The organism is Microbacterium sp. HSID17254, assembly GCF_003989315.1.
Taxonomy (GTDB): Bacteria; Actinomycetota; Actinomycetes; order Actinomycetales; family Microbacteriaceae; genus Microbacterium.
Map to the genome: position 1 here is coordinate 43,612 of NZ_RBLT01000009.1, position 24,269 is coordinate 67,880.

Below are 24,269 nucleotides of genomic sequence, written 5' to 3' on the forward strand. Positions count from 1 at the left end.
GAGGCGTCCTCATGGGGGAGTGGCGATTCGAGGCGATCGGCACCGGGTGGGAGATCGAGACCGGTGCCGCGCTCACGGATGACGTCCGCGCGGCCGTGACCGCCGAGATCGAGCGCTTCGATCGCCTCTGGTCCCGCTTCCGAGACGACTCCGACGTGGTGCGTCTCGGACGCTCCGGCGGTCGCCTGTCCTCGCCGGACGCGGGGCCGATGCTTGACGCCTATCGCGATCTCGACGCGGCCACGGCCGGTGCGGTGAATCCGCTGGTCGCCGACAGCCTTGTCGCCCTCGGCTACGACGCCACCTACTCGCTGCAGGCCGGCGATCCCCGCCCGGCTCCCGCGTCCTGGACCTCGCGGCTCACGTGGTCCGCCGGGGCGATCGACGCCCCTGCGCCCGCCCTGCTCGATGTCGGCGCCCTCGGCAAGGGGCGTCTCGTCGACCGGGTGATGGCGGTGCTGGCCGACGTCCCCGGGGACGTGGTCGTGGATGCCGGCGGAGACATCCGGGTGCGCGGCGCCGGCGTGCGCGTCGCTCTCGAGCACCCGTTCGATGCGCGGAAGGCGATCGGCGTCGTCGAGGTCACCGACGGCGCGCTGTGCGCCTCGGCCGTCAATCGACGGGCCTGGGGCGAGGGCCTCCACCACGTGCTCGATGCGCGGACAGGACAGCCCGTCCGCACCTGGGCCGCGACGTGGGCACTCGCCCCGGAGGCGATGAGGGCGGATGCCGCGGCCACCGCGCTGTTCTTCGACGGCGGCCCGGAGCTGGCCGCCCGCTGGGGCGTCGAATGGGTGCGCATGACCACCGACGGCCGTGTGCAGCGCTCGCCCGGCTGCCAGGCCGAGCTCTTCACCGCAGCTCCTGCGCGAGCCGCCGGAACCGTGGGAGACAGGACACCATGACCACCGCCTTCGCCGCCGCCCGCCAGCGCGTCCTCGCCGTGCTCGGCTCACTGTCGATGTACCGTCTCGTGCTGTTCGCGCTGACGGCCCTCGCGCTCATCGCGCTCGTGCTCTCCCTGCTCGGGGTGATCGTCTCTCCGACGCCGGTGGAGCTGGTGGCGTCCTTCCTCGTGCTCGCGGTCGTGATCTCGGCCGTGGACGCGGTCGCGCAGCGCCTGCTCCGCCTGCCCTGGCGCGTGGAGTCCTCACTCGTCACGGCCCTCATCCTGCTGTTCGTGCTGCGTCCCGGCATCGAGCCGTCGGCACTGCTCGGCCTCGCCATCGCGGGCGCGGTGGCCAGCGTGTCCAAGTACCTCATCGCCTGGCGAGGACGCCACATCTTCAACCCGGCGGCGTTCGGTGCCGCGGTCGTGTCGATCCTGGGGGCGTTCGGGGCGTTCAGCTGGCTCGGCACCTCGTCCTCCTGGTGGGTCGGCACGCCGGTGCTCGTTATCCCCGTCGTCCTCCTCGGGCTCGCCGTGCTCTGGCGTACGGAGAAGGTCGGGGTCGTCCTGCTCTTCCTCGTCGTCGCCGTCGCCACCTCGATCGTGCGGCAGGCGGTGCAGGCCGTGCAGTTCGACGTGGCCTTCGACGTCGTGACGGCGCTGTCGTTCGCGGTGCTCCAGTCGCCGTTCCTCTTCCTCGGCGCGTTCATGCTGTCGGAGCCCTTGACGCTCCCGCCGCGTCGTCGGCAGCAGCTCGTCGTCGCCGCCGTGGTGGGCGTGCTCGCGGGCTGGCCGATCTCGGTGGCCGGTCTGTTCACGCTCGGGCAGGAGCGCGCACTGCTCATCGGGAACCTCGTGGCCTTCGCGTTCGCGCTCCGCGGGTCCGTGCGTCTCGTCCTGGAGAGCCGCACCTCCGTGACGCCGACCGCCCAGGAGCTCACCTTCCGGGCGAAGGGCCGCGTGCGGTTCCTCCCCGGGCAGTATCTCGAGCTCGACGTGCCGCACCGACGGCCGGACGCGCGCGGGACGCGCCGCGAGTTCAGCATCGTGTCCGCTCCGGCCGACCTTCCGACCCTTCGCATCGCGTACAAGAACGGCGACCAGCAGCACCCGTCGAGCTACAAGCGGGCTCTTGCGGCGGCCGAGCCCGGTGCGACGTTCGCCGTGACCGGAACCTGGGGCGACTTCATCCTCCCGCGCGGCGAGCAGCCGGTGCTCATGGTCGCGGCCGGCATCGGTGTGACCCCGTTCGTGTCGCAGCTCCGGCAGCTCCAAGCGACGGGGGAGCGGCGCGACATCGTCCTCGTCTACGTGGCGTCCTCGGCGGAAGAGCTCGCCTTCCGTGACGAGCTCGCCGCGACGGGTGTGCGAGCGGTCGTGTTCACCCGCGACGAGCCGGACGACCTCCCCGCGCACTGGACCTGGGCGCAGGGGGCCCGCCTGGACGCGGAGACGCTGGAGCACGCGGTGGGGGACCTCTCGGCGCGGCACGCCTTCATCTCCGGGCCGCCGCGGCTCATCGCCGACCTCGCGCCCGCGCTGCAGAAGGCCCGTTCCCTCACCACGGACGCCTTCGCCGGCTACTGACCCGGATCGTCCTCCGTCCCCCGGCCCGGGGACGCTGCGACACCTGCACGACCCCGCGACACCCGCACGACGGAATCCCCGGTCTCGTCGTGCATCCGCCCCCGGACCGTGCCGATGGGATGGGTGCACGGCCGGGGGACGGGTACACGACCGGGGGCCACCTGCACGGCCGGGGGACGGGTGCACGAGGGTGTGGAACGGATCAGTCGTGCGGGCGGGTTCCGGTCGTGCAGCTGAACGGGGTAGAAGGAACCCCCGGGTCAGGCGTCGGGGGTCTCGCCGGGAGGAGTCATCGGGATCCGGACCGTGAAGGTCGTGTCGCCGGGCTCGCTGTCGACCGAGATGCGGCCGTGGTGGCCCTCCACGATGGCCTTGACGATCGCGAGACCGAGCCCGGTCCCTCCGGTCTGCCGGGCGCGGGAGCTGTCCCCGCGGGCGAAACGGGCGAAGAGCTCGTCGCGGAGGGCGGGATCGATCCCCGGGCCGTCGTCATGCACGCGGAGCACGGCCTCGTCGCCCTCCCGGGCCACGCTCAGCGTCACCGTGGTCCCCGCGGGGGTGTGGGTCCTGGCATTGGCCAGCAGGTTCGCGACGACCTGATGCAGCCGCCCGGCATCCCCGACGACGGTGACCGGCTCGTCCGGCACCTCGATGTTCCAGTGGTGATCGGCCGCGGTCGGTCGCGCATCCGAAAGGCCTTCGAGGGCGAGCTGGGTGAGGTCGACCGTGCCGTACACGAGTTCGCGTCCCTCGTCGAGACGGGCGAGGAGCAGCAGGTCCTCCACGAGCCGTGTCATCCGCAGCGACTGAGCCTGGATACGCTCCAGCGAGGAGGTCGTGCCTTCGATGACCGCGTCTTCCTTCGTCGCCTCCGGCGCTTGACGCAGGGCCCGCAGCGAGAGCTCCGAGTAACCGCGGATCGAGGCCAGGGGCGTGCGCAGCTCGTGGCTCGCGTCGGCGACGAACCGGCGCATCTGCTCCTCGTTCTTCTGCCGCGCCGAGAGGGACGTGTCCACGTGGTCGAGGAGCTTGTTCAGCGCGGCGCCGACGAGCCCGGTCTCCGTCCGCGGATCGGCCTCGCTCGCCGGCACGCGCTCGGTGATGCTGACCTCGCCGCGATCGAGCTGCTGATTGGCGACCCTCGTCGCTGTCGCCGCAACCGCCCGCAGCGGCCGCAGCCCGACACGGATCGTGACCGCCGTCGTCAGGGCGAGGAGGATCAGGCCGCCCGCCGTCGCGAGCAGGATCACGGTGAGGAGCTGGGTGAGCTGATTCTGGATTCCGTCGCGCGGGAGTCCGGTGACGACGACGACGCCGTTGCTCGCGGTCGTCGCGAAGATCCGATACGAGCCGAGCCCGTCGAAGGAGACAGTCGCAGGGGTGCCGAGTGCGACCGTTCCGTACAGCCTCTGCAACTGCTCGGGCGTGAGCGTCTGGGACGAACTGGTGAGGTCGCCGCGGTTGTCGTCGAAGACGAGACCCGTCGGGCCCACCACCGGGCTGGCCACGGAGAACAGCAGGCCGGGCACCTTGACGTCGCGGCCGTACAGGATGTTCTCCGCTGTCGCCTCCGAGGGGTTGGAGCGCGACACCCACTGGTCCCGGATGGTGACCGCGTAGCCTTTCACCTCGTCGTCGAGCTGGCGCTCCAGCGTGCTGCCGAGGGTGGCGCTGGTGATGACGGCGACGATGACGAGGATCAGCGACACGAACCCGATCACCGCGGTCATCAGCCGCGTCTGCAGGCTCATGGGCCGTCGCGTCACCGTCGCTCCGCTCACTGCGGGGCCTTGATCATGTAGCCGACGCCGCGCACGGTGTGCAGGAGGGGCGTGCGCCCGGCGTCGATCTTCTTCCGGAGGTAGGAGATGTAGAGCTCCACGACCGACGACTTGCCGCCGAAGTCGTAGCTCCAGACGCGGTCCAGGATCTGCGCCTTGGACAGCACCCGGCGCTCGTTGCGCATGAGGTAGCGCAGCAGTTCGAACTCGGTCGCGGTCAGCTCGATCTCCACGCCGTCCCGGACGACCTCGTGGCTGTCCTCGTTGAGCGTGAGATCGGCGACCCGGAGGATCGACTGCCCGTCGTCGGCGCTGGCGTGTCCGGTGCGCCGGATGATCGCGCGGAGCCGGGCGATCACCTCCTCCAGGCTGAAGGGCTTGGTCACGTAGTCGTCGCCCCCGGCGGTGAGCCCGGCGACGCGGTCGCCCACGGCATCCTTCGCCGTCAGGAACAGGACGGGGACGAGATTGCCCGCTTCGCGGAGACGCTTGAGCACGGCCATCCCGTCGAGGTCGGGCATCATGATGTCGAGCACGAGGGCGTCCGGCTCGAACTCCTTCGCGACCTGGATCGCCTCGAGACCGGAGGAGGCGGTGCGCACCTCCCAGCCCTCCATGCGCAGGGCCATCGCGAGCAGATCGGTGAGCATCTGCTCGTCGTCCACGGCGAGGATGCGCAGAGGGGAGCCGTCGGGGCGGCGCAGTTCGGGCAGGTCGCTGGTCATGCCTCTATTCTGCGGAACTTCCTATGTGATTTCTATGGAGCGGGCTATGGGTTCTCTGGGAGATGTCCGCCTCATAGAACCCTCATCATCCGTCCCTCGAATCCGCATAACGGCCGTCCCTAGCGTCGGTTCCGCGCCGCGATCGTCGCGGCGGGAGGAGAGACATGTACGGACGATATCTGCGGCGCGAACTCGCGGGCCGCAAGAAGCAGACGGCGATCGTGGCCATCGGTCTGGCGGTCGCGATCGGACTCGTGATCGTGGTGAACGCCCTGACGACCGGTGTGCGCGACGCCCAGGCGCAGTCGCTCGCGGCGGTGTACGGGGTCGGGACGGATCTCACCGTCACGGGTGCCGCCGCGGAACCGGGCGACGGGACGGGGCCGCGGTTCGAGTTCGACGAGGACGCGGGGGAGAGCGACGGCGAGACCACGACCCTGGAGCAGTCGACCCTGCGCACGGACTTCGGCCGGACGACGCTCGATGCGGCGGTGCTGGACACGGTGGCCGGTACCGACGGCGTCGCCGCCGCGACCGGTGCGCTGAGCCTGACGAACTCGACCTTCTCCGGTGAGCTGCCGAGCGGCGGCTTCGGCGGGCAGGACGGTGCGGAGGGCGGCGAGGCGCCCGCGGAGGGCCAGGCTCCTCCGCAGGGTGGCGGCGGGGGTGGAGGCGGTGCTTTCGGCATCGACTCGTTCACCGTCCTGGGCATCGACCCGTCCGCGTCGGAGGTCGGCCCGCTGGCCTCCGCCGCGATCGGCGAGGGGCGTGGGCTGGACACCGATGACAGCGGAGCGCTCGTCGCGCTGGTGGACAGCACGTACGCCGCGAGCGAGGACATCGCCGTCGGCGACACCCTGGACGTCGCGGGCTCCGTCGTCGAGGTAGTCGGCCTCCTCACGTCGGCGTCGGATGCCGCAGACACCGCGGCGGATGTCTACCTCCCGCTCGACACCGCGCAGGAGCTGGCCGGGGTGGAGGACGTGATCTCCACGGTGTACGTGCAGGCGGATTCGGCGGCGTCCATCGACGAGGTGCAGACGGACCTGGCGGAGGAGCTTCCCGACGCCACAGTCTCCTCGCAGTCCGAGCTCGCCGCGACCGTGTCCGGCTCGCTCTCGAACGCGACGGCGCTCGTCACGAACCTCGGCACCTGGCTGTCGATCATCGTCCTCGCCGTCGCCGTGCTGCTCTCGGTGCTCCTCACCCTCTCCGGTGTCGGCCGCCGCACCCGCGAGTTCGGCACCCTGAAGGCGATGGGGTGGTCGAACGGCCGCGTCGTGCGCCAGGTCGCCGGGGAGTCGATGGTGCAGGGACTCCTCGGAGGAGCGGCAGGTCTCGTGCTCGGCCTCGCCGGGATCCTGATCATCACCGTCGCGCAGCCGACCGTGGCCGCCGGCTCCGCCGCCGTCGGCGGAGGCCCGGAGGGAGGAGGCGGCTTCGGTGGCCCCGGCGGCATGGCCCCGGGCGCGGAGACCGCCACCGACATCGTGCTGCAGGCACCGCTGACCCCCTGGGTGCTCGTCGCCGCCGTGGGCCTCGCGGTGCTGGGCGGGCTCGTCGCCGGCGCCTTCGGAGGCTGGCGGGCGGCGCGACTGAGCCCCGCCGAGGCCCTGCGGTCCGTCGCATGAGCGGCGTCGCGAACCACATAGGAGAGAAGGAGACCGAGATGACCACGATGACGGATTCCGAGGCCCGCGTTCCGGCCTCGTCGGCGGCGACCCCGCTGTACCGGGCGACGGGCGTCACCCGCACCTATACGCGGAGGGGACGGACGGTGACGGCACTCACCGGCGTCGACCTGGAGATCATGCCCGGCGCCTTCGTCACGATCCAGGGGCCGACCGGAGGGGGCAAGTCGACGCTGCTGCAGCTGCTGGGGGCGCTCGACACCCCGACCTCAGGGACGCTGCAGCTGGACGGCCGTGAACTGTCGTCGGCCTCGCCGTCGGAGCTGGGACGGATCCGCGCGCAGGAGATCGGATTCGTCTTCCAGGGGTTCAACCTGATCCCGACGCTGACGGCGGCGGAGAACGTCGACATGGCCCTGGAGCCGCTCGGCATCGACCCGGCGGAACGACGCACCCGGGTCGCCGCCGCTCTCGCCCACGTCGGCCTGGCGGACCGCGGAGACCATCGTCCGGCGGAGCTGTCCGGCGGACAGCAGCAGCGTGTCGCGATCGCGCGGGCGATCGTCAAACGCCCCCGGGTGCTGCTCGCGGACGAGCCGACGGGCAACCTCGACGAGAGGATGCGCGACGAGATCCTCGACCTGCTGGAACGCCTCTGCGCGGAGGGCATCACGATGGTCGTCGTCACGCACGACTCCGCGGTGGCGCGGCGGGCGACGAAACGGCTGCGTCTGACGCAGGGGACGGTGAGGGACATCACCCGATAGCGGGCGGCGCGGGGGAGGGGTGGACGGTGGGCCGCCCCTCTTCCGCGATGTCCGACCCCGGGTCTACCGTGTGCTCATGGTCGACCACGTCGAATCCGCTCAGCCCACCGTCCATCGTCCCTCCACCGTCTCCGAGGTCGCCGCGCTCGTCCGCGCCGCCGCGCAGGAGGCGGTCCCCCTGACCGTCGTCTCCGGCGGCCATGGGCCCTGGTCCCATGCCTCCGCTTCCGGTCTGCGGCTCGAACTCGGGGAGCTCTCCTCGATCGAGGTCGACGGCACCGCCGTGCGCATCGGCGGCGGTGCGGTCTGGGGCGATGTCGCGACAGCCCTCGCCGGCCACGGCCTCGCCCTGAGCTCCGGCGACACGGCCAGCGTCGGTGTCGGCGGTCTCACGCTCGGCGGCGGCATCGGCTGGATGGTGCGCGCTTGGGGCCTCGCCGTCGATCAGCTCGTCGGCGCCCAGGTCGTCACCGCGAGCGGAGACGTGGTGGAGGTCTCGGCCACGCAGCATCCCGACCTGTTCTGGGCGCTGCGCGGCGGTGGCGGCAACTTCGGCATCGTCACCCGCTTCGACTTCGACGCGCATCGCCTGCCGGGGATCGCGCTGGCCGAGTCCGTCGTCGACGGCGACGCGACCGCCGTGCTCCGGGCCGCGCGCGAACTCCTCCGCGACGCCCCGCGCGAGCTCACCGTCACGTACATGGACGTGCCGCCCATGGACCCGAGTGCTCCGGCCGGTGCCCGGCTGACCGCCGTGTGGGCGGGGCCCGACCCGGAGGCGCTGCGCGTGGAACTCGCGCCGATCACCGCGCTCGACGGTGTCACGACGGAGATCACCGAGCCTGCCTACCGGGGCATCCTGATGGAGATGCCGCAGCCCGAGGGCGGCGAGGCCCCCGCCCCTCCCGGGTTCCTCGGCGGGAACGGTCTCGTCGCCGATCTCGACGACGAGACGATCGATCGCCTGGTGGCCTATCGGCGGGAGTACCCCGCCTCGGTCGTGTTCCTCCGGTCCCTCGGTGGGGCGTTCAGTGACGTGCCGCAGGAGGAGACAGCCTTCCCGGCACGCACCGCGACGTGGTTCGTCATGGCCGGTGCCTTCGACGTCCCCGGGCTGGTCGACGAGCAGGGGCGCGAGAAGGCCGCGGCCGACGCGCAGCGGATCGTCGGGGGCCGCCTCGCCGAGTACAGCAACTTCGTCGACCGCGAGCGCCCGGACGCGGTGTCCGGGATGTACGATGGCGACGCCTACGAGCGTCTGCGGGCGGTGAAGGCGCAGTGGGACCCGCAGAACGTGTTCCGCCGCAACCACAACATCCTCGTCTGACGCACGAAGGGCCGGGCACCCTGCGGTGCCCGGCCCTTCGAAGACCCGAGGTCAGTGCGTGTCTTCGGCCTCGATCTCGGAGCGGTCGCCCGACCACAGCGTGTGGAAGGTGCCCTCCTTGTCGATGCGCTTGTAGGTGTGCGCACCGAAGAAGTCGCGCTGGCCCTGCACGAGAGCGGCCGGGAGGCGGTCGGCGCGGATGCCGTCGTAGTACGACAGCGACGACGAGAAGGCGGGAGCCGGGATGCCGGACTGCGCCGCCGTGACCACCACGCGGCGCCATGCCGCCTGGCCGCGGGTGAGCGCCTCGGCGAAGTACGGAGCCGTCATCAGCACCGGCAGGTCGGGGGTCTCGGCGTAGGCGTCCGCGATCCGGTTCAGGAACTGTGCACGGATGATGCAGCCGCCGCGCCAGATCTTGGAGATCGCACCGAGATCGATGTTCCAGCCGTACTCGGCGGCACCGGCGCGGATCTCGTCGAAGCCCTGCGAGTAGGCGACGATCTTGGAGGCGTAGAGCGCCAGGCGGACGTCCTCGACGAACGCGTCGACCTCGTCGGCCGGGACCGTGAACTCCTCGTCCGGGCCGGGAAGCGCGGCGGCGACCGCGCGCTGCTCGGGGTGCGAGGAGAGGGAGCGGGCGAAGGTCGCCTCGGCGATACCCGAGACCGGCACGCCCAGGGAGAGCGCGGTCTGCACGGTCCAGGCGCCGGTGCCCTTCGCGCCGGCCTGGTCCAGGATGACGTCGACGAGCGGCTTGCCGGTGGACGCGTCGACCTGCCGCAGCACCTCGGCGGTGATCTCGATGAGGTACGACTCCAGCTCCCCGCGGTTCCACTCGGCGAAGATCTCGGCGATCTCCGCGGGCGTCTTGCCGGTGCCACGCCGGATGAGGTCGTACGCCTCGGCGATGAGCTGCATGTCGGCGTACTCGATGCCGTTGTGCACCATCTTGACGAAGTGGCCGGCGCCGTCGTGTCCGACGTGCGTCACGCAGGGCTCGCCCTCGGCGACCGCGGCGATGGACTTCAGGATGGGCCCGAGCGTGACCCAGGACTCGTCGGAGCCGCCCGGCATGATCGAGGGACCGGTGAGGGCCCCCTCCTCGCCGCCGGAGATGCCGGCGCCGACGAAGTTGATGCCGGTCTCGCGGACGGCCTTTTCGCGGCGGATGGTGTCCGGGAAGTAGGCGTTGCCGCCGTCGACGATGATGTCGCCCGGCTCGAAGACCTCGACGAGGGAGTCGATCACGGCGTCGGTCGGAGCTCCGGCCTTGACCATGATGATGGCGGTACGCGGCTTCTGCAGCGAATCGGCGAACTCCTGGTAGGTCTTCGCCGGGATGAAGCCCGCCTCGGGATGCTCGTCGAGGAGGGTCTGCGTCTTCTCGTAGCTGCGGTTGAAGATCGCCACGGTGTTGCCCTCGCGGCTCGCGAGGTTGCGGGCGAGGTTCGACCCCATGACGGCGAGTCCGACGACTCCGATGTTCGCTGATGCTTCGGGCACGGAAGGCTCCTCGATCGTGAAGAAGGGTTGAGTTCAGCGTATCGCTGTAGGGCGGATCGAGGCGCACCCGTGACGCGACCCGGTCATCGTCCGCGGTGCCGGGCGGCCGGGACGCTCGGGACCTCTACGCTGAGGAGAGCACAGGAGCTGGAGGGAGTCGGTCGTGACGGAGTCCGAGAAGAAGGTCCGCGCCGTCGTCGCGGTGCCGTTGGCGGAGGAGCTGTGCGGGCTCATCGAAGAGCTCGAGCCGCGTCTCGAGGTCGTCCACGATGCGGCGCTCGTGCCTCCTATGCGCGGCCCTGCCGACTGGTCGGGAGACCCGGAGTTCAGCCGGACCCCGGAACAGCAGCGCGCGTTCGACGATCTCGTCGACTCTGCGGACGTGCTCTTCGGCATCCCCGATGTCGACCCGCAGGCGCTGGCGCGGACGGTATCCGCCAATCCGGGACTGCGCTGGGTCATGACCACGGCGGCCGGGGGCGGCAGTACTGTCAAGGCGGCGGGACTCGACCGCGCCGACCTCGACCGCATCGTCTTCACCACCAGCGCGGGCGTCCACGGCGGAACGCTGGCCGAGTTCGCCCTCTTCGCGGTGCTCGCCGGGGCGAAGGGCCTCCCGCGGCTGCTCGACGACCAGCGGAAGCGCACCTGGCCCGACCGCTGGGAGATGCGTCAGGTCGACGAGATGACCGTGCTCGTCGTCGGACTCGGCGGGATCGGCGCGGAGTGCGCCCGCCGTTTCCACGCGCTCGGCGCCCGGGTGTGGGGAACCAGCCGCTCCGGCCGCGCGGTCGAGGGCGTCGACCGTCTCATCGCGCCCGACGAGCTCGTGGACGCGGTGGGCGAGGTCGACGCGATCGTCGTCACGCTGCCGGGCACGGAGCAGACCAGGCACCTCATCGGAGAGGAGGTCCTCCGGGCCGTGAAGCCCGGGGCCATCCTCACCAACGTCGGGCGCGGCAGCGTCGTCGACGAGACGGCGCTTCTCGCCGCGCTCGATGACGGCCGCGTCGGCTTCGCCGGGCTGGACGTCTTCGAGCAGGAGCCGCTGCCCGCCGACTCGCCGCTCTGGACACACCCCCGCGTCCTCGTCAGCCCGCACACGGCGGCTCTGAGCTCGAAGGAGGAGGAGCGCATCGCACGGAGGTTCGCCGAGAACGCCACCCGGCTGCTCGACGGCCGGGAGCTGCGTGCAGTGGTCGACACGGTCGAGTTCTACTGAGCCGGGAGGCGACGGGCATGAGCGTGCGCATCGTCGTGATGGGGCCCAGCGGCTCCGGGAAGTCGACGGTGGGCGCGGCGCTGGCCGAGGAGCTCGGGGCGCGCTTCGTGGACGGGGACGACCTGCATCCGCTCACCAACGTCGAGAAGATGGCGGCGGGCATCCCTCTCGACGACGACGACCGGATGCCGTGGCTCCGCGTGGTCGGACGGACGCTCGCCGCCGAGACGCGCATCGTCGTCGCCTGTTCGGCGCTGCGCCGGCACTACCGGGATGCCATCAGGGCGGAGGCACCGGACGCCGTCTTCGTCGAGCTCGGCGTGGCACGGGAGACGCTCGCACGACGGCTGGGCGATCGGCCCGATCACTTCATGCCGGCCTCGCTGCTCGGTTCCCAGCTCGACGAGTGGGAACCGCTGCGGGACGACGAGGTCGGGCTCCGCGTCGATGCCGCGCTTCCGCTGAGGCGCGAGGTGGCGGCGATCCGGAAGGCGCTCATCGCGATCACGAGAGCGCCGGGGGACGCTCAGTCCTTGCGGTAGCCCGAGCGGCCGAGGGAGAACAGGGCGGCGCCGGTCGCGACGGCGGCGCACAGCGACATGGCGCCGATCACCCAGAGGAGGACGTGAGAGAGGAACGCGGCGTCGAGCATGGAGGTACTCCGAATTTCTGCAGAGGGGACCGGTGTCCTCAGCCTATCGGGTCATCCGGTACCATGGAGTCGTACCTCGGCGAGGGACGCTTCTGCGCGTGCGCGGACGTCCGTGATCGACGCGGCGAAGCAAGCCCGGTGGCTTTCCTCACGCGTCCGCGTTCGAGTCCACAATTCCAAGACCACCGCGCGGCGCCTTCGCTGCGTGCCCGAAGGAGAACCTCATGTCTGAAGACACCACGGTCCACGCCGAGCTGCGCAGCAGCTTCGGCAAGGGCTTCGCCCGTCGTCTGCGCGCCGCCGGCAAGATCCCCGCGGTCATCTACGGCCACGGCACCGAGCCCGTGCACGTCGCGCTGCCGGGTCACCAGGTCTCCCTGATCATCCGCCGCGCCAACGCGCTGCTCGACCTCGACATCGAGGGCACCTCGCAGCTCGCCCTCGTCAAGGACGTGCAGAAGGACCCGGTGCACCAGATCATCGAGCACATCGACCTCCTGGTCGTGAAGAAGGGCGAGAAGGTCGCCATCGACGTCCCCGTCGTCGTGACCGGCGAGCCGGCCCCCGGCACCATCGTCAACCTCGACGCCACGACCATCCAGGTCGAGGCCGAGGCCACGCACATTCCCGAGAACATCGAGGTCTCGGTCGAGGGTCTCGAGGAGGGCGCGCACATCACCGCCGCCGACGTCACCCTCCCGAAGGGCTCGACGCTCCTCACCGACGCCGAGGTCCTCGTGGTCGCCATCTCCGTCCCGGCCGCTCCGGTCGAGGACGAGGAGACCGAGGGCGAGTCCGCCGAGGGTGCCGCCGAGGCGTCCGAGGAGGCCGCCGCGGAGTGATCTCCGCCTGCTTCATCACGGAGGGGACGCGATCGGATCGCGTCCCCTCCGTCGTATCCTGACCGGGGCGACGGCTCCGGCGAGAGAGGACGAGGAATGGCAGCGACCTGGCTCGTGGTCGGTCTCGGCAACCCCGGACCCCGCTACGAAGCGACCCGCCACAACATCGGCCAGATGGTCGTCGACGAGCTCGCAGCCCGCCGCGGCGAGAGCTTCCGGGAGCACAAGGGGGGCGCGCGGGTCGTGGAGACCTGGCTCCGCCCCGGCGCCGACAAGCTCGTGCTCGCGAAGCCGAACACGTTCATGAACGTCTCGGGCACGCCCGTCGCGGCGCTCGCCCGGTTCTACTCCGTCCCCCTCGATCACGTGGTCGTCGTGCACGACGAGCTGGACATCCCGTTCGACACGGTCAAGCTCAAGACCGGGGGAGGCCACGGCGGGCACAACGGCGTCCGCGACATCGCGCGAGCGCTCACGAGCCCGGACTTCCCCCGGGTGCGCGTGGGCATCGGTCGCCCGGTGGGGCGTCAGGACCCGGCCGACTGGGTGCTCTCCCCGTTCGGCAAGGACGAGCGCGCGAACCTGCCCCTGCTCGTGGGCGACGCGGCCGACGCCGTCGAGCTCCTCGTCGACGAAGGACTTCTTGCCGCACAGCAGAAGCACCACGCCCCCCGCTGAGGTTCCGGCGCGCGCCGCGCGTCAGGTGGTGAAGGTGGCGTACCCCGCCGCCCCGCCGACGGCGAAAGCGGTGAAGACGGCGACGAAGAAGATGATCGCGCCGAGGACGGCGACGATGAGCGCGGCGATGCCCGCTCCGCGCCCCCGCTTCCGGCGGATCGCGATGATGCCGAGCACGATCGCGGCGATGCCGAACACCGTGCCGGCCCAGAAGGACAGCTCCGTCCACAGCACCTGGTCCCGCGCGGGGGACAGGAACCCGAGATCGCTCGTGGAGCCGCTGACGCCCTGCGGGATGCGGCGGCCGACCTCGAAGGCGCTGACGCCGCCGATGATCGGCATGACGACGGCCGCGAGGATCGAGAGGCCGAGAGCGATCAGGCCGAGGAACCCCGAGGGCTTCGGCGCGGCATCCGGTGCGGTGTACGAGCCGGACGGTGCCGCGTAGCCGCCCACAGGCACCTGATACGCGCCGGGAGGCGCGGCAGGGGGTGCCGGCGGATACGCGGGCGGGTACGGTGCCGGAGCGGCCGGCGGTGTCGACGGATACGCGGGCGGCGGGACCGCACCGGATACCGGCTCCTGCGGGACCGAGGTCGCCGGGGGTAGGGGCGGCACGGCGCCGGGCGGAGGGGGCAGCTGCGGGTCGGTCACGATGCCATCCTAGGGTCGGCCGCGGCTCACACCCGGCGCAGCAGTCCGACGCGGTCGTACACGTCGGACAGCGTGCGATCGGCCACGGCGTCGGCGCGGGCGGCGTTCTCGGCGAGGATCCGGTCCAGCTCCGCCGGGTCGTCGAGGAGCTCGAGGGCACGGCTGCGCACCGGAGCGAACTCCTCCACGACGACCTCGGCGAGGCCCTTCTTGAAGTCGCCGTATCCGCGGCCCGCGTACTCGTCCTCGATCGCGGGGATCTGGCGTCCGGTCAGCGCGGCGTAGATGGTGAGCAGGTTCGAGACGCCCGGCTTGGCCTCGCGATCGAACCGCACGGTGCCCTCGTTGTCGGTCACCGCGCGCATGATCTTCTTCGCCGACTTCGCCGGGTCGTCGAGCATCCACAGCACACCGGCGTCGCTCTCGGCCGACTTCGACATCTTGGCCGTCGGGTTCTGCAGGTCGTAGATGCGCGCCGTCTCCTTCTGGATGACCGGGACGGGCACCGTGAAGGTCTCGCCGAACCGCGAGTTGAAGCGCTCCGCGAGGTCGCGGGTGAGCTCGACGTGCTGCTTCTGGTCGTCTCCGACCGGCACGACATCGGTCTGGTACAGCAGGATGTCGGCGGCCATGAGCACCGGGTAGGTGAAGAGGCCGACGCTGGTCGCATCAGCGCCGTAGCGGGCCGACTTGTCCTTGAACTGGGTCATCCGTCCGGCCTCGCCGAAGCCGGTGATCGTGCTGAGGATCCAGGCGAGCTCGGCGTGCGCACGGACGTGCGACTGCACGTACAGCGTCGACTGCGACGGCTCGATGCCCGCGGCGATGTACTGCGCGGCGGTCCGGCGGGTCTTCTCGCGCAGCTCGGCCGGGTTCTGGGCGACCGTGAGGGCGTGCAGGTCGACGACGGAGAAGAACGCGTCATACGAGGTCTGGAGCTCCCGCCACTGCAGGAGCGCGCCGATGTAGTTGCCGATCTGGAGGGAGTCGGCGGAGGGCTGCATTCCGGAGTAGAGGCGAGGCTTGTTCACCCGTCAATCCTATGCGCCCGCGCCGCGGTGCCCGGCGCCGTCGCATCCCCTACGCTGACGTCATGACGGACGGCATGCCCCTGAGACGCGGACAGGTGTTCCTCGACGCCCTGGGCGCGGAGGCGGAGCGCCTCCACCCGGAGATCCTCGCGCAGTACCGTGCTCCCGTCTCGGCGGGGCACGCGGAGGGCGTGTTCGCGGTCGCGGGGAGCCGGTTCGGCCGCTGGGCGGCCCTCGCGCGTCCGATCGTGGGACCGGGGCTGCTGGTGCCGACGTCGGGGCGGGACGTGCCGTTCGTGCTGCGCACGACGACCGGGCGCGCGGCGTCCGGCCGCGCGACGCTCGACTCCACCCGCGAGTTCCTCTTCCCGGGTCGGACGGCACGGATCGTGGACCGGCTGACGGTGAGCGTGCGACCGGGGCTGGTGCGGAATCTCCTCGGCGCCCGTGGCCGCGTGGAGCTCATCGAGGAGTGCAGTGTGACGGCGGAGGGCTTCCTGCGGATGCGTACCGTCCGGGTCGCCTTGCGGCTGTTCGGGCGGCGGTTCGCTCTGCCCGGACCGCTCGGCGTGCGCGTGGACCTCGTCGACGGCTGGGACGCCGAGCACCGCCGGCGCACGATCGACATGCGCGCCGTGAACCCCATGCTCGGCACCGTGCTGGAGTACCGAGGATGGTACCGGGAGTCGGATCCGTCGCCCTCCGAGCGGCCGGAACCGGGTCAGTAGGTGTAGTCGACGACGACCGGCGCGTGGTCGCTCCAGCGCTGGTCGTACGCGGCCGCACGGGCCACGTGGTACGCCTGCACGCGCTCGGCGAGAGCGGGCGTGGCCAGGTGGTAGTCGATGCGCCATCCCGAGTCGTTGTCGAAGGCCTTCCCGCGCATCGACCACCAGGTGTACGGCCCGTCCACCTCGCCGTGGAAGCGACGTCCGACGTCGACCCAGCCCAGGCCCGTGCCGACCGAGCCGTCGACGCCGGTGACCGATGTCCCGGCCTCACCGAGGAAGCGATCGAAGTAGGCGCGCTCGCGCGGCAGGAAGCCGGCCTTGGTGCGGTTGCCGCGCCAGTTCTTGATGTCGAGCTCGCGGTGCCCCACGTTGAGGTCGCCGGTGACGAGGGCGAGGGCGCCGTCGGTGTTCAGGCTCGCCAGTCGAGCCTCGAACGCGTCGAGGAACTTCCACTTCTCGTCCTGCTTGGGGGTGTCGGCCTCGCCGGAGTGCACGTAGGCGCTGACGACGGTGAGCGGACGGTCGCCGATCAGGAAGTCGGCCTCGATCCAGCGTCCCTTGGAGTCGAAGTCCTCCGGGCCGAAGTCCGCCCGGGAGGCAAGCGCGGGGAGGCGGCTGGCGATCGCGACGCCCGCGCGCCCCTTGGCCGTGGCCTCGTCGTGCACGAAGCTCCAGCCGGGGAGGGCGGCCTCGACGTGCTCGTCCTGCCCGCGCACCTCCTGAAGGGTGAGGATGTCGATGTCCGCGGCGTCCAGCCACGTGCTCATCCCGTTGCGGGCGGCCGCCCGGATCCCGTTGACATTGACCGAGGCGATACGCAGGTGAGGCATTCCTCCAGCCTAACGAGCACCGCCGACATCGCGGTTCTGACGGTGATCGAGCTCGGAGAGCAGGCGCTGCGCGAGAGGGGAGGTCGGGGGTGCGGGCGGGGGAGCGGAGGCCTCCAGCCGTGCGACCTCGTCCTCCGCCGCGCGGACGGCGTGCCCGGCCGCCCAGCTCTGGTACCACGGGGCCTCGTCGCGCGCGGCGCGGGCGTCGCGCAGTCGGATCCGTGCCGCGGAGAGCAGCGTGGCGTGCTCCGCCACCCGCCGCTCGGCCTCGGTCGGCAGCAGGAGCGGGAGGTCGCGGTCCTGGGCGGCGACGGCGATCCACGAGGCGGCGACGAGCATGACCACCCCGTTCACCCGGAACCACAGCAGCAGTCCGACGAAGATCGCGAAGGTCGCCAGCAGCGGGTTCGACGGCGTGTAGCTCAGCAGGAACCCGACCCCGAACTGCAGCACCGTCATGGCCGCGCCGCCGAGGAGGGCTCCCGGCCAGATCGTGCTCCAGTGCAGCGAGGTGCCGGTGAGGAAGCGCACCATCGCCGCCAGCGCTCCCGTCAGCAGGACGAACGACACCAGGACGGTGCCGATCCGGATGCTGATGTTGACTCCGTCGGAGCCGGCATCCCAGCCCAGCAGCGACAGCACCCAGCTGAGGACCGCGGCGCTGGCGGAGCTGAGGGCAGAGCCGACGATGAGCGCGACGCCGAAGATCAGGGCGGCGAGCAGGTCGCGCGCCTTGAGGAGGAGGTAGCTGCGGCGGTCGGGCTCGAGGCCGAAGATGTCGCGCACGGCCCGCCGCGAGAAGGTCACCCACCCGATCGCGGTCCAGATCACCGTGCCGAGGGCGATGAGACCGGTGATTCCGAGGAACCCGCTGGTGTTCGAGGCGATCTCCTGCACCTGCGCGGGAGTGAAGACGCCGCCCTCGTCGAGGATGAGGTTCGGGATGTAGTTGTTGATGATGTCGATGAGGCCGTTCACCGCCTCCTCACTGCCGCCGAGCCAGAGGCCCGCGATGGCGAACGCGAGGTAGATCGCGGCGAAGATGGCGAACAGCGCCTGATAGCTCACCCCGGCGGCGAGCAGGAAGCCGTTGTGCTGCAGGAAGTGCCGCCACACCCGCACCGGGAAGAGGCCGAGGGTGCGCCGGGTCAGCGCGGTCGCGCGCTCGACCGCGGCATCGAGGCGACCGTCGGTCGCTGAACCGGGCTCGGACACGCCCCCACCCTACCCAACACCCAAGCGCGGGACCCGCCCTCGCGCGCCCGGCCTGCCTCAGCGAGAACAGGCGCAGACGCGAGAACAGGCGGCCCCGTCCGGGACCGCCTGTTCTCGCGTGGTTGCCTGTGCCGGCGCGTCAGGGACGCCCGCGGAGGACTGCCTGCTTGACCTCGGCGATGGCCTTGGTGACCTCGATGCCGCGGGGGCACGCCTCGGAGCAGTTGAAGGTCGTGCGGCAGCGCCAGACGCCCTCCTTGTCGTTGAGGATGTCGAGACGCACCGCGGCGTTGTCGTCGCGCGAGTCGAAGATGAAGCGGTGCGCGTTGACGATCGCGGCCGGACCGAAGTACTGGCCGTCGGTCCAGAACACGGGGCACGACGAGGTGCACGCGGCGCAGAGGATGCACTTGGTGGTGTCGTCGAAGATCTCGCGGTCGGCGATGGACTGGGTGCGCTCCTTGCCCTTCTCCGGCACGGAGTTCGCGACGAGGAACGGCTGCACCTCGCGGTACGACGCGAAGAACGGCTCCATGTCGACGACGAGGTCCTTCTCCAGCGGCAGGCCCTTGATGGCCTCGACGTAGATCGGCTTCGAGATGTCGAGGTCCTTGATCAGCGTCTTGCAGGCCAGGCGGTTGCGGCCGTTGATGCGCATGGCGTCGGAACCGCAGATGCCGTGGGCGCAGGAGCGGCGGAAGGTCAGCGAGCCGTCGACCTCCCACTTGATCTTGTGCAGGGCGTCGAGCACGCGGTCGGTGGAGTAGAGCTCCACGTCGTAGTCGACCCAGTGCGGCTCGGCGTCGACCTCGGGGTCGAACCGGCGGATGTTGAAGGTGACGATGAAGGACTGGATCCCGGTGTCTTCGGTCGTCTCGGCCGGCGCTTCGGCGATGGCGTTCGACATGCTCAGTACTTCCTCTCCATCGGCGGGTAGTTCAACTCGCCCTTGTCGTTCTTGGTGAAGACGACCGGCTTCCAGTCGAGCTTGATGTGGTCGCTCGGGTCGGAGGAGTGCGGGTCGCCCGTGAGGTACGCCATGGTGTGCTTCATGTAGTTCTCGTCGTCACGCTTCGGGAAGTCGTCGCGCATGTGTCCCCCGCGGCTCTCCTCGCGGTTCTGTGCGGCGTAGACGACGACCTCGGCGATGTCGAGCAGGAAGCCCAGTTCGACGGCCTCGAGCAGGTCGGTGTTGAACCGGTGGCCCTTGTCGTCGACGTGCACGTTCTTGTAGCGCTCACGGAGCTCCGCGATCACGCCGAGGACGTGCTGCAGCGACTCGTGCGTGCGGAACACCTGCGCGCCCTTGTCCATCTCGTCCTGCAGCGTCTTGCGGAGGATCGCGATCCGCTCGGTGCCCTGGTTGTTGCGCAGGCCCTCGAGCATGTCGGAGACGAACCCGGCGGGGTTCTCCGGCAGCGGGACGAATTCGGCCGTCTTGACGTACTCGACGGCGTTGCGGCCGGACCGCTTGCCGAACACGTTGATGTCGAGCAGCGAGTTCGTGCCGAGGCGGTTGGCGCCGTGCACCGAGACGCAGGCGCACTCGCCGGCCGCGTAGAGGCCGGGGACGACGGTGTCGTTGTCCGCGAGCACCTCGCCGTTGTTGTTCGTGGGGATGCCGCCCATGGCGTAGTGCGCGGTCGGCATGACGGGGACCGGCTCGACGACCGGGTCGACGCCCAGGTAGGTGCGGGCGAACTCGGTGATGTCGGGGAGCTTGGTCTCCAGCACCTCGGCGCCCAGGTGCGTGCAGTCCAGCAGCACGTAGTCCTTGTGGGGACCGGCGCCGCGGCCTTCCGCGACCTCCTGAACCATGCAGCGCGCGACGATGTCTCGGGGCGCCAGGTCCTTGATCGTCGGGGCGTACCGCTCCATGAAGCGCTCACCCGAGGCGTTGCGCAGGATCGCACCCTCGCCGCGGGCGCCCTCGGTGAGGAGGATGCCGAGGCCGGCGAGGCCGGTCGGGTGGAACTGGAAGAACTCGAGGTCCTCGAGGGGGAGGCCCTTGCGCCAGACGATGCCGACGCCGTCGCCTGTGAGGGTGTGCGCGTTGGAGGTCGTCTTGAAGATCTTGCCGAAGCCGCCGGTCGCGAAGATCACGGCCTTGGACTGGAAGACGTGCAGCTCGCCCGTGGCGAGGTCGTAGGCCACCACGCCGGCGATCTGCGTCGCGCCCGCCGCGTCCTTCACGGTGATGAGGTCGAGCACGTAGAACTCGTTGAAGAAGTTGATGCCGAGCTTGACGCAGTTCTGGAACAGCGTCTGCAGGATCATGTGACCGGTGCGGTCGGCGGCGTAGCAGGCGCGGCGGACCGGGGTCTTGCCGTGCTCGGCCGTGTGGCCGCCGAAGCGGCGCTGGTCGATCTTGCCCTCGGGGGTGCGGTTGAAGGGGAGGCCCATGTTCTCGAGGTCGATGACCGCGTCGATGGCCTCCTTCGCGAGGATCTCCGCCGCGTCCTGGTCGACGAGGTAGTCGCCGCCCTTCACGGTGTCGAAGGTGTGCCACTCCCAGGAGTCCTCCTCGACGTTCGCGAGGGCCGCCGCCATACCGCCCTGCGCGGCACCGGTGTGCGAGCGCGTCGGGTACAGCTTGGAGATCACGGCCGTCTTCGCGCCGGGGCCGGCCTCGATGGCCGCCCGCATGCCGGCGCCGCCGGCGCCCACGATGACGATGTCGAACTGGTGGTAGTGCACGCCGTCACGGACGACGGAATCCTGCGTCTGGGTAGTCACTTCTCGTTTGCCTCTTCTTCTAGCCCTGCGCCTGGCAGGTCTCCCACAGCGTGCTCGACTCGGTCACACCCAGGCACGGGTCGAACGTGAAGACGACCAGGGTGCCGAGGAGGATGAGCAGGCCCGCGGCCAGGCCGAGGGCCCAGACGAGCGCCTTGCGCGCGGTCGGGTTGGTCACGTAGTCGTTCACGATCGTCCGCATGCCGTTGGCACCGTGGATGAGTGCGAGCCAGAGCATCAGCACGTCCCACCACTGCCAGAACGGCGTGGCGAACTTGCCGGCGATGAAGGCGAAGTCGAGGGCGTGGATGCCTTCGCCGACCATGAGGTTGACGAAGAGGTGGCCGAAGATCAGCACGACGAGCACGACGCCCGAGACGCGCATGAAGACCCAGCCCCACTTCTCGAGGTTGACGCCGCGCTGGCGACGGGCGGGGGCGGCGACGGTCTGGGCGGTCATCAGTGTCCTCCTCCGAAGCCGGCGAACGCGAGCATCAGGTGGCGCGGGACGAAGCCGGCCATGATGATGCCCCACACGAGCAGCACGCCCCAGAACAGCTGGCGCTGGTACTTGGCGCCCTTCGACCAGAAGTCGACGGCGATGATGCGCAGGCCGTTCATGGCGTGGAAGACGATGCCCGCCACGAGGACGACCTCGCCGATCGCCATGACCGGGTTCTTGTATGTGCCGATGACCGCGTCGTACGCCTCCGGCGACACCCTGATCAGCGCCGTGTCGAGCACGTGCACCAACAGGAAGAAGAAGATGGCGACTCCGGTGATGCGGTGAAGCACCCACGACCACATGCCTTCGCGACCCCGGTAGAGGGTGCCGCGGGGGGTCTTGGACGTGGTTTCCGAAATCGACGGTGTCAAGCGAGCGCTTGTGGACACGGTCGTCCTCCCTGGATCGATGTGTTTCGGTCGCGTGCGCTGCTTCGTCCACATCTGGCCTGGAGGAGGGTCAGGCACGCCCGATCGGTGTCCATCCTATTCCCGCGCGGACGCCCCGGGCGACGAAGGGGAGCCTAAGTCGGGCCCGCCGCTACGCTGGCCTGCATGAGCGAGCCGATCGAAGACTTCTACGCGGTCATCCCTGCCGGCGGCATCGGCAGTCGGCTGTGGCCGCTGTCCCGGGCGGACGCCCCGAAGTTCCTGCACGATCTCACCGGGTCCGGGCATTCGCTGCTGCGCGACACGTGGGACCGTCTGGAGCCGCTCGCCGGTCCGGACCGGATCGCGGTGGTCACCGGGCGCGCGCACCGGGCGGCGGTGGAGGCGGAGCTGCCGGGGATCGCCGACCTCAACGTCTTCCTGGAATCCGAGCCCCGCGAGTCCGCGGCGGCGATCGGGCTGGCGGCGGCCGTGCTGCACCGGCGCAACCCGGACGTCATCATCGGCTCGTTCAGCGCCGACCACGTCATCCGGGGCACGCGGGTCTTCGAGTTCGCCGTCCGCGACGCCGTCGAGGTCGCGAGGGAGGGCTACATCTGCACGATCGGCATCGCGCCGACCGAGCCGGCGGTCGGCTTCGGCTACATCAAGAAGGGGCCGGAGCTGGTCGTCGAGCGCGCCAGGGAGGCGGCCCTCGTCGAGAGCTTCGTCGAGAAGCCGGATCTGGAGACGGCCAAGGCCTACCTCGCCGAGCGCACCTATCTGTGGAACGCGGGCATGTTCATCGCGAAGGCGAGCGTCCTGCTGGACGAGCTCGCGGCCAACGAGCCTGCTCTGCACGCCGGTCTGCTCGAGCTCGCCGAGGCCTGGGACGACCGGGAGCTCCGCGGGCCGGCCGTCGACCGCATCTGGCCGCGGTTGAAGAAGATCGCGATCGACTACGCCGTCGCGGAGCCGGCGGCGCGGCGCGGGCGCCTCGCCGTGGTCCCCGGGCACTTCGACTGGGATGACGTGGGGGACTTCGCGTCACTGACGAAGCTCATCACGAACGGCCGCAAGAACGACCTCGCCGTCCTCGGACCCCGCGCCCGGGTGCTCACCGACGCGGCCAGCGGCATCCTCGTCAGCCAGACCAGCCGCGTGATCAGCCTCGTCGGCGTGCAGGACATCGTCGTGGTCGACACCCCCGACGCGCTCCTGGTCACGACGGTCGAGAACGCGCAGCGGGTGAAGGGCGTGGTGGAGTCGTTGAAACTCAACGGACAGGGCGACGTGCTCTGATGAGCATCGGTCCGTGCTCATCGGCAGGGTTGATTTCAGCTTTGTAACCATTGGCCCGGCCGCCCGGGGCCGACGTGCACGAACGTCGAAACACTAGGTAACTTTGATCGATCCGCGATGGCCGCGGGTTCGTTGAGGGAGGCATCCGTGACCATCTCCACCACCAAGAAGCTGCTCGGCGCGACGGTCGCCGCCGGTGTCGTCTTCGCTCTTGCCGGCTGCGGTCAGGCGCCGACCGACGAGTCCGAGGGCGGATCCGCCCCCGTCGACTCCGACTTCAAGCCCTGCCTCATCTCCGACGCCGGCGGCTGGAACGACAAGTCGTTCAACCAGTCGGCCAAGGAGGGCATGGACAGCGCCGCCGACGAGCTCGGCATCAAGCCGCTGGAGTTCGAGTCCGCGAACGACAACGACTACGCGCCGAACCTCGAGACCGCCGTCTCCGAGGGCTGCTCGCTCATCGTCTCGGTCGGCTTCAAGCTGTCCGCCGCCACGGTCGAGTCCGCGCTCGCGAACCCCGACATCGACTACGCGATCATCGACGACTGGGCCGACAACGACTTCGACGGCACCACCGACGCGCCGAACATCAAGCCCCTCGTCTTCGACACCGCCCAGGCCGCCTACCTCGGTGGCTACGCGGCGGCCGCCTGGTCCGCGGAGGCCGGCGTGAACAAGGTCGGCACCTTCGGCGGCATGCAGATCCCGTCGGTCGCGGTCTTCATGGACGGCTACCAGCTCGGCGTCGAGAAGTACAACGAGGACAAGTCGGCCGACGTCCAGGTCTTCGGATGGGACGCCGAGACCCAGAAGGGCTCCTTCACGGGTGGCTTCGACGCCAACGACACGGCCAAGCAGACCGCCCAGGGCGTGCTCGACCAGGGTGTCGACGTCATCCTCCCCGTCGGCGGCCCGGTCTACCAGAGCGCCGCAGCGGCGATCAACGACAGCGGCAAGGACACGCTGATGCTCGGTGTCGACAGCGACCTCGCCGTCGCTGACCCCAGCGTCGCCGACATCACGCTCGTCTCGATCATGAAGGCCATCGACGTGGCCGTCCGCGACGCGACGCTCGCGGCCGCCGCCGGCGAGTTCGACCCGGAGCCCTACATCGGCACGCTCGAGAACGAGGGCGTCAAGCTCTCCGGCTTCGGCGACTTCGAGGCAGACCTGCCCGAGGGCCTGACGGACGAGCTGTCCGCTCTGCAGGAGCAGATCATCTCCGGTGACATCACGGTGGAGTCCGAGAACTCTCCCACCCGCTGAGTCGGAGCCGTACCCAGCACGGGG

The 24,269-nt window shown here is 70.4% G+C and carries 24 protein-coding genes; 12 read left to right on the forward strand and 12 right to left on the reverse strand.

Annotated elements, in window-relative coordinates:
• Window positions 1-11: 11 nt before the first annotated feature.
• Together D8M34_RS07265 and D8M34_RS07270 are read left to right on the forward strand one after the other, a co-directional pair.
• A complete protein-coding gene (locus D8M34_RS07265) occupies window positions 12-905 on the forward strand; it encodes an FAD:protein FMN transferase (RefSeq protein WP_126893595.1) in 894 nt (297 codons plus the stop codon).
• The gene (locus tag D8M34_RS07270) at window positions 902-2,476 is read left to right on the forward strand and encodes an FAD-dependent oxidoreductase (protein ID WP_126893596.1); all 1,575 of its coding nucleotides are present in this window, start codon (window positions 902-904) and stop codon (window positions 2,474-2,476) included. Before D8M34_RS07265 ends, D8M34_RS07270 begins: the two co-directional genes overlap by 4 nt.
• 260 nt (window positions 2,477-2,736) lie before the next feature.
• On the opposite strand, the gene D8M34_RS07275 is transcribed toward D8M34_RS07270, so the two are convergent.
• The gene (locus tag D8M34_RS07275) at window positions 2,737-4,227 is read right to left on the reverse strand and encodes a sensor histidine kinase (RefSeq protein ID WP_126893597.1); all 1,491 of its coding nucleotides are present in this window, start codon (window positions 4,225-4,227) and stop codon (window positions 2,737-2,739) included.
• A 26-nt stretch (window positions 4,228-4,253) separates the two neighbouring features.
• Window positions 4,254-4,982: a response regulator transcription factor gene (locus D8M34_RS07280; protein WP_025105641.1), complete on the reverse strand. Its 729-nt coding sequence runs from the start codon at window positions 4,980-4,982 to the stop codon at window positions 4,254-4,256.
• A gap of 164 nt (window positions 4,983-5,146) precedes the next feature.
• Between D8M34_RS07280 and D8M34_RS07285 the strand changes: the two genes are divergently transcribed.
• From D8M34_RS07285 to D8M34_RS07295, 3 genes are all read left to right on the forward strand, one after another.
• Complete coding sequence (locus tag D8M34_RS07285; protein WP_126893598.1) at window positions 5,147-6,613, forward strand: ABC transporter permease; 1,467 nt, start codon at window positions 5,147-5,149, stop codon at window positions 6,611-6,613.
• Window positions 6,614-6,660: 47 nt separating this feature from the next.
• On the forward strand, window positions 6,661-7,380 hold the full coding sequence (locus tag D8M34_RS07290) for an ABC transporter ATP-binding protein (RefSeq protein ID WP_174235374.1): 720 nt from the start codon (window positions 6,661-6,663) through the stop codon (window positions 7,378-7,380).
• A 76-nt stretch (window positions 7,381-7,456) separates the two neighbouring features.
• A complete protein-coding gene (locus tag D8M34_RS07295; RefSeq protein ID WP_126893599.1) occupies window positions 7,457-8,707 on the forward strand; it encodes an FAD-binding oxidoreductase in 1,251 nt (416 codons plus the stop codon).
• 51 nt (window positions 8,708-8,758) lie between these two features.
• Here the strand turns inward: D8M34_RS07295 and gndA are convergent, their stop codons facing one another.
• Window positions 8,759-10,213, reverse strand: a complete 1,455-nt coding sequence (gndA, locus tag D8M34_RS07300; protein ID WP_025105645.1) for an NADP-dependent phosphogluconate dehydrogenase — start codon at window positions 10,211-10,213, stop codon at window positions 8,759-8,761.
• Between the two features lie 163 nt (window positions 10,214-10,376).
• Between gndA and D8M34_RS07305 the strand changes: the two genes are divergently transcribed.
• Entirely contained in the window at window positions 10,377-11,435 is a 1,059-nt protein-coding gene (locus D8M34_RS07305) for a D-2-hydroxyacid dehydrogenase (protein ID WP_126893600.1), read from the forward strand.
• Window positions 11,436-11,452: 17 nt separating this feature from the next.
• The gene (locus D8M34_RS07310) at window positions 11,453-11,977 is read left to right on the forward strand and encodes a gluconokinase (protein WP_025105647.1); all 525 of its coding nucleotides are present in this window, start codon (window positions 11,453-11,455) and stop codon (window positions 11,975-11,977) included.
• Here the strand turns inward: D8M34_RS07310 and D8M34_RS19755 are convergent.
• On the reverse strand, window positions 11,962-12,087 hold the full coding sequence (locus tag D8M34_RS19755; protein WP_255218687.1) for a hypothetical protein: 126 nt from the start codon (window positions 12,085-12,087) through the stop codon (window positions 11,962-11,964). The genes D8M34_RS07310 and D8M34_RS19755 overlap by 16 nt on opposite strands.
• 224 nt (window positions 12,088-12,311) lie before the next feature.
• Here D8M34_RS19755 and D8M34_RS07315 point away from each other — a divergent pair, with 224 nt between their 5' ends.
• Entirely contained in the window at window positions 12,312-12,929 is a 618-nt protein-coding gene (locus D8M34_RS07315; RefSeq protein ID WP_025105648.1) for a 50S ribosomal protein L25/general stress protein Ctc, read from the forward strand.
• A 96-nt stretch (window positions 12,930-13,025) separates the two neighbouring features.
• Window positions 13,026-13,607: an aminoacyl-tRNA hydrolase gene (gene pth, locus D8M34_RS07320; protein WP_025105649.1), complete on the forward strand. Its 582-nt coding sequence runs from the start codon at window positions 13,026-13,028 to the stop codon at window positions 13,605-13,607.
• Window positions 13,608-13,628: 21 nt separating this feature from the next.
• Here pth and D8M34_RS07325 read toward each other — a convergent pair whose 3' ends face one another.
• Complete coding sequence (locus D8M34_RS07325) at window positions 13,629-14,261, reverse strand: hypothetical protein (RefSeq protein WP_126893601.1); 633 nt, start codon at window positions 14,259-14,261, stop codon at window positions 13,629-13,631.
• Between the two features lie 26 nt (window positions 14,262-14,287).
• Window positions 14,288-15,292, reverse strand: coding sequence for a tryptophan--tRNA ligase (trpS, locus tag D8M34_RS07330; protein ID WP_025105651.1), 1,005 nt, complete (start codon window positions 15,290-15,292; stop codon window positions 14,288-14,290).
• Between the two features lie 62 nt (window positions 15,293-15,354).
• On the opposite strand from trpS, the gene D8M34_RS07335 reads away from it, so the two are divergent.
• Window positions 15,355-16,020, forward strand: coding sequence for a DUF4166 domain-containing protein (locus D8M34_RS07335; RefSeq protein WP_238695615.1), 666 nt, complete (start codon window positions 15,355-15,357; stop codon window positions 16,018-16,020).
• Here the strand turns inward: D8M34_RS07335 and D8M34_RS07340 are convergent.
• The 6 genes from D8M34_RS07340 to sdhC form a co-directional block, all read right to left on the reverse strand.
• Window positions 16,014-16,853, reverse strand: a complete 840-nt coding sequence (locus D8M34_RS07340) for an exodeoxyribonuclease III (protein WP_126893603.1) — start codon at window positions 16,851-16,853, stop codon at window positions 16,014-16,016. The two genes, D8M34_RS07335 and D8M34_RS07340, sit on opposite strands and share 7 nt — an antisense overlap.
• 9 nt (window positions 16,854-16,862) lie before the next feature.
• A complete protein-coding gene (locus D8M34_RS07345; protein WP_126893604.1) occupies window positions 16,863-18,068 on the reverse strand; it encodes a YihY/virulence factor BrkB family protein in 1,206 nt (401 codons plus the stop codon).
• A 139-nt stretch (window positions 18,069-18,207) separates the two neighbouring features.
• Window positions 18,208-18,975 carry a succinate dehydrogenase iron-sulfur subunit gene (locus tag D8M34_RS07350; RefSeq protein ID WP_025105655.1) on the reverse strand — a complete coding sequence of 256 codons (768 nt, stop codon included), beginning with the start codon at window positions 18,973-18,975 and terminating at the stop codon, window positions 18,208-18,210.
• Window positions 18,976-18,977: 2 nt separating this feature from the next.
• Entirely contained in the window at window positions 18,978-20,804 is a 1,827-nt protein-coding gene (gene sdhA / locus D8M34_RS07355; RefSeq protein WP_126893605.1) for a succinate dehydrogenase flavoprotein subunit, read from the reverse strand.
• 19 nt (window positions 20,805-20,823) lie between these two features.
• Complete coding sequence (locus D8M34_RS07360) at window positions 20,824-21,264, reverse strand: succinate dehydrogenase hydrophobic membrane anchor subunit (RefSeq protein WP_025105657.1); 441 nt, start codon at window positions 21,262-21,264, stop codon at window positions 20,824-20,826.
• Window positions 21,264-21,698 carry a succinate dehydrogenase, cytochrome b556 subunit gene (gene sdhC / locus D8M34_RS07365; protein WP_082758508.1) on the reverse strand — a complete coding sequence of 145 codons (435 nt, stop codon included), beginning with the start codon at window positions 21,696-21,698 and terminating at the stop codon, window positions 21,264-21,266. Before sdhC ends, D8M34_RS07360 begins: the two co-directional genes overlap by 1 nt.
• A gap of 165 nt (window positions 21,699-21,863) precedes the next feature.
• Between sdhC and D8M34_RS07370 the strand changes: the two genes are divergently transcribed.
• Window positions 21,864-22,979 (forward strand): mannose-1-phosphate guanylyltransferase, encoded by a 1,116-nt coding sequence (locus D8M34_RS07370; RefSeq protein ID WP_025105659.1) that lies wholly within the window; start codon window positions 21,864-21,866, stop codon window positions 22,977-22,979.
• A gap of 147 nt (window positions 22,980-23,126) precedes the next feature.
• Window positions 23,127-24,245, forward strand: a complete 1,119-nt coding sequence (locus D8M34_RS07375) for a BMP family lipoprotein (RefSeq protein WP_025105660.1) — start codon at window positions 23,127-23,129, stop codon at window positions 24,243-24,245.
• Window positions 24,246-24,269 lie beyond the last annotated feature (24 nt).